The sequence below is a fragment of the Alicyclobacillus contaminans DSM 17975 genome, assembly GCF_000429525.1.
GTDB classification, from domain to species: domain Bacteria; phylum Bacillota; class Bacilli; order Alicyclobacillales; family Alicyclobacillaceae; genus Alicyclobacillus_A; species Alicyclobacillus_A contaminans.
This window is the reverse complement of sequence record NZ_AUCA01000080.1, coordinates 1-4994: the sequence shown is the minus strand read 5'-3', so window position 1 is coordinate 4994 and position 4994 is coordinate 1. Positions and strand designations below refer to the sequence as shown.

Sequence of the window (4994 nt, the reverse complement as noted above, 5' to 3'; positions counted from 1 at the left end):
TCCCATCTTCGACTGGCGAAAGAGTTGCAGGGACGGACATACGACCAAATGTTTGCCCACACCACCATCGTCTTCGCACGATACATCATGTTGTCGGCGGCTGCTCGGGACGAGAAGGATCCAAGAACGATAGGAGCTCTCTTCTTCGACTGCTGTGACGAGCTCGAAGACATCCGGTTCGCCGACGCCATGCGTCTGTTGATCGAACTGCTACGGTCCATCATGGAGGCAGCAGATGTTCATAACGGCACCGTGATCGACATGATTGTTGAACAGTTTATCACCCATTTACCCAGCGCTATCAAGGAAAAGCTGGCTGTCTAAGGGTGCGAAACTTGAGTAAAGTTAACTATAAGACCAGAAGCAAACCGTAGTCCCCTCGTTAAATTCCTTCTGTCGTGCAAGTTAGAGGGGGTCGGTGAAGGGCGACTTGGTTGGATAGAGGAGGCTGAGGATTTCTCCCCCGTAAAGCTTGCTGAGCTAATACAGCAGGGGTCTGCTGCCCTCCAAGGTTCTGGTTGGAATATAACACCTTTCGTAGCAGATGCCCTTTGTCGATTGACTCCAGAACAAATTCTACAATTGGAAGAACTAGAGTTACCGGACTCCATTAATATCGAACTCAATGTGGCACATGGGGGTATAGAAAATTTCAAGCCATTGGAGAAACTTTCCACAGGGCAGCAGTGCACGGCAATTTTACATTTACTATTGCTGGCAAACGTTGACCCATTAATCATGGATCAACCTGAAGACAATCTAGACAATGCCTTTATAGCAGACCGCATTGTTTCGGAATTGCGGTCAGCCAAGATTGCACGTCAGTTCATCTTCGCAACTCACAATGCCAATATCCCTGTGTTTGGCGATGCAGAGTGGATCGGCGTCCTCGAGTCAGACGACGGTCAGGCCTACATACCGGTTGAGTCACAGGGTGCGATTGATGTTCCAAACGTCCGGGACAAAGCCGCCAACATACTTGAAGGTGGGAAGATGGCCTTCAATCAACGCAAGCTTAAGTACGGCTTTTAATATTGTATCCTTCGCCCATGAATTGAAGGAGTTGGAGATCGGTAGCCGTGTGGTTAGCAATGTGAAATTGCCCCCACGATCCGAAAACAAACGTCACCGGCGTCACCGCCTGTGTTCGGACGCCCTGCCGGAAACGGTCGGCGGGTGGTGACGGATGGTTCCGCTTTATGTGTCACCTGGCGTCTTGGCTGTCACCCTGCAACAGAGCCATGGGCAATAACTGGTTGGGACAGGGCAACTCTGCGGCCAACAGTACCAAGGCGGTAACCAGTTGGTTTGGGCAAGTGTGCTGTTAGCACGTTGGTGCTCGCGTTCGTCCCTGTGTGGGTACCCACGTGCGCCCGCGTGTGTACGTGTGTTCGCGCTCCTGCGCGTTCGTGCGCCGACTCCCGCTTGCGTGTTGGGGCCACTGACACGGAAACACGTTTCTTTTGCCCACGTAGAGGGGTCTTGGCACCCGCCCGCTATGTTGGGGCGCGGACACCCAGAGACTACCCGAAGAAGTGCCTTTCCGTGCGCAGGAGACATATATCGTGGGCGGTGCTTGGGTGCAGATCGGACCGCAACCGGCAAGAGGTGTCCTTTCTGTGTGTAGCAACGTAGACACGGGTAGGCACATGCTCGCGTGCGCGTAGGTGTGTGTTTGTTCGTGTGCGTGTATACAAGCGAAGAGCAGGTTGGCGGTCTCTACTCTGGAGAGGGCGATGGGTATCGAAACCCCGCGACCACTTGGAAGGCCGGATGCCTCGCGCCTGCCCAGTTCCAAACGTGGTGGAACCGTCCGATCACTCAGCCCGTCTCACCGTCCGTTCGTCGGTGGGCGGCAGCGTTGAATACGATGCCTACGACGTTTTTCTCTCATTCTGCATTAAAAGAAGGGGCTCAACAAAGTCCCTTTTCCCGTGCAATGCGGATGGCGTCTGCCCGATGCCTCACTCCAAGTTTACTGTAGATGCCTGAGACGTAATTTTTGACCGTTCCCTCCGTCAAATACAGGACAGACGCAATCTCCGCATTCGTTCGCCCTTGGCACAAAACACGCAGGACCTCCAACTCCCGTGCCGTCAGCGTATCCATCGCCATTCCCCGAAAGCGACCGCGCACTTCAAACTGTATTTCCGGGGCGTATTTCCGCCACTCAGGAGACCACTCCTCCGGAACCCAGGATGCAGACAGAATCCGCCGGATGGCGTCCATCAGCAAATGCGGTGGAATCTCCTTAAGAAAACAAGCTGCAGCACCTGCATTGAGTGCATCAATCATCCACTCGTCATGGTGAAATGTGGTGAGGACAATCATCTGCACATGCGGATGCCGAGTTCGAATTGCACGCATGGCTGAGACCCCATCCATGCCTGGCATACGCAGGTCCATCAGGACGACGTCGACGGGTTCCCTATTCGCAGCATCGACCGCCTCTGCGCCGTTCACGGCGGTCCACGCCACTTCCACGTCCGGTTGCAGTCCCAGCACAATGGCGAGACTCTCCCGCACGAGGGCTTGGTCCTCGGCAATCCCTATGCGAATCATACCGATCCTCCCATTCCTAAACCATAGTTCACCACGCATATGGGACTCTCAAGATCATCATGGTTCCGTGACCACGAACCGCCTCCATGCGGAGTGTCCCGCCCACTTCTTCCGCGATTGACCGAAGCGTCGCAATCCCCATGCCTTCGTTCTCCCCCTTCTGTCCAGCGCCAAAACCTCTACCATCGTCCCGCACCACCAAACTCACTTCCGTATCATCCGACCGCAGTACGGCAACCAGACGCCTGGCTGCACCATGTCGAATAGCATTGGTCGCACTCTCGATCAGGGCTCGCGCGAGCAATTCCGCCACGCGTAATCGGTCCTCAAATCTCGTCCAATCAATGTCCGATGCGTGAAACTGTGTATCCAGGCCAACGAAGTCACTCAGTCGGCGAAGTGCATCTTCCGCATACTGCAGCCACTCCCGTGGTGTCTGTCTGCCATCGTTCCACGTGTGCGTTGCCTCTCGCATGGCCGACAGCCCTTCCAACGCGGCATTGCGGGCCTTGCCAATGAACGTTCGTTGCTGGTCCCCCGTTACCTGTTCCGCGACATCCAATGCCCGAATGACTGCCGTCCAGTACTGCCCCATTGTGTCATGCAACTGACCGGCCAATCTCACGCGTTCTTCATTCTTCGCCCGTTGTTCACGGTCAAAGGCGGACAGTTGGACCTCCCTACTGAGCCTGTCTCGTTCCCGGATCAACTCTCCCAGCACCAAACTGTACCCTGACGCCCCAAGGACGGCCGCGAATTCGACCCACGGCATCCACGCCGACGGAGGCAGTACAAACCTTGATGTCAACACGAACGCCGAAAAACAGGCCGTAGTCACAGTGCTGTCACGCCAACCTAGGTGAATTCCCGTCCTAGCTGCCGGAGAAATCAGTAGGAAGAGGATCGAGGCGTTGTGAAACGAGATCGCCCAAATGGCAATCATGCCAGCCTCGACCCCCACGCCTCGCCGCATCACGCGCGGTGTCTCGTCTGGTCGTTTCCAGTGCTCTAGAGTCCCCCACATCCATGCAGAGATCCCAATTAGCCATTGCCACCACGGTCGGTCCAGGTGGTTCCAGAGGAGCCCCAGGAACACCACGCCGTAGCCAAAGAATCGCTGCAGAACGAAAAAGGATCGGATGAACATGAGCAACCTCCATATGACCAATCCGTGACTTCGGTCAATCCCGATATGACCTACCTTTCACCTATCATCACAATATCACGGTCACACGAGTGATGGTGAAACAAGATGAGGAGTGAGAACAATGGATCAACTTCAATTGGCACCCGAGATTGCAGAGCGGAAGAGCGTGACAAACTGGACAGACCAGAAAATTTCCCGTGAAGCGTGGGAATTGTTGTTTGAAGCGGCGCGCAGGGCGCCTTCTTCCTGGAACCATCAACCCGCAAGATACATTGCAGTCACAACTCCCGAGAACATCCGGGCGCTCAGCGACTGCCTGCATCGCACCAACAGATGGGCCGAACACGCAGCAGGCCTGGTTGTCCAGGTGGCATGTCCGGACGACGATGACCGGATCGACGGAAAGGACTATTATTTGTACGATTGCGGCTTGGCCATGATGAGCCTCGTGTATCAAGCACAGATTCTCGGCATTACGGCAAGGCAGATGATTGGCTGGGACGAATCGGCTGTGAAAGACTGCTTAGGCATTCCATCTGAGTATCGCGTGGTAGTCATCACGGGACTTGGATACCCCTCAGTGTCTCCTCTATCTACCTCATTAGCCCAAATAAAACGACAAGCGACGTGCCAACACAAACGCTATGCTCTGAAACACCTGCTGTCCTGGCAACGTTGGGAGGATACAGAATGATGAACACCACCGTACCTTCATTCCGATTCGCGCCTCACGTCCGGCGCCAACTTAACCAAATTCGTTTATACATTGATCTCACTGGTGTTACGCTCGTCAGGCTGTTTCTTCCGCTGGTACAGAGTTCACTCGGTCATACCCTTCTCAGCGTATACAACGTCGCTGCCTGGGTAACCATTCTGACGGTTGACAGCACCCGCATCCCAGAGGCTACAACCACCAGACAGAAGCAGCGACAGGCCTGGCGCCATGCGTATTGAACCCCACATTGTCAAGACAGATGGGATGGCTTTTAAGAAAGAGATGATAGATTTACAATTCAGATAAAAACCGTCTCACGCTGCGTTCTGTTGCATTTTCCAGTTTCTGAATTCCGACGGTGACCGATAACCTAGTGCGGAATGAGGTCGGTCCGTGTTGTAAAAGTGAATGTATGACTCGATCGCCGCTTTCGCCTCGGTAAAGCTGCTGTATTCTTGCAGCCAGACCTCCTCCTCCTTCAGCGACCGGAAGAATCGCTCGATGTATCCGTCAGCATCGGGGTTGTTGTAACCCGTCCGCTCGTGGTTGATTTGGCAGGCCTTCATCGCT

General features: G+C 54.4%; 5 protein-coding genes and 1 pseudogene. 3 read left to right on the top strand and 3 right to left on the bottom strand.

The genetic code is table 11. The features are described 5' to 3' along the window. Window positions 1–324 (top strand): annotated as a pseudogene (locus G463_RS23280) (IS4 family transposase); the annotation flags it as partial. A gap of 234 nt (window positions 325–558) precedes the next feature. Then, window positions 559–1032, top strand: a complete 474-nt coding sequence (locus G463_RS0116855; RefSeq protein ID WP_026976074.1) for a P-loop NTPase family protein — start codon at window positions 559–561, stop codon at window positions 1030–1032. An 882-nt stretch (window positions 1033–1914) separates the two neighbouring features. Here the strand turns inward: G463_RS0116855 and G463_RS0116850 are convergent. After that, entirely contained in the window at window positions 1915–2562 is a 648-nt protein-coding gene (locus G463_RS0116850) for a response regulator transcription factor (RefSeq protein ID WP_035487933.1), read from the bottom strand. A gap of 28 nt (window positions 2563–2590) precedes the next feature. Continuing rightward, the gene (locus tag G463_RS0116845) at window positions 2591–3709 is read right to left on the bottom strand and encodes a sensor histidine kinase (protein WP_026976072.1); all 1119 of its coding nucleotides are present in this window, start codon (window positions 3707–3709) and stop codon (window positions 2591–2593) included. Between the two features lie 121 nt (window positions 3710–3830). On the opposite strand from G463_RS0116845, the gene G463_RS0116840 reads away from it, so the two are divergent. After that, the gene (locus G463_RS0116840; RefSeq protein WP_026976071.1) at window positions 3831–4403 is read left to right on the top strand and encodes a nitroreductase family protein; all 573 of its coding nucleotides are present in this window, start codon (window positions 3831–3833) and stop codon (window positions 4401–4403) included. 335 nt (window positions 4404–4738) lie between these two features. Here the strand turns inward: G463_RS0116840 and G463_RS21155 are convergent. Continuing rightward, the coding region (locus G463_RS21155) for an integrase core domain-containing protein (protein WP_035487927.1) at window positions 4739–4994 on the bottom strand (256 nt) is incomplete at its 5' end.

Excerpts from the sequence above, each read along its gene's own strand:
- G463_RS0116840 (WP_026976071.1), top strand. The coding sequence starts at position 3,831 with ATGGATCAACTTCAATTGGCACCCGAGATTGCAGAGCGGAAGAGCGTG.
- G463_RS0116845 (WP_026976072.1), bottom strand. The coding sequence starts at position 3,709 with ATGTTCATCCGATCCTTTTTCGTTCTGCAGCGATTCTTTGGCTACGGC.
- G463_RS0116850 (WP_035487933.1), bottom strand. The coding sequence starts at position 2,562 with ATGATTCGCATAGGGATTGCCGAGGACCAAGCCCTCGTGCGGGAGAGT.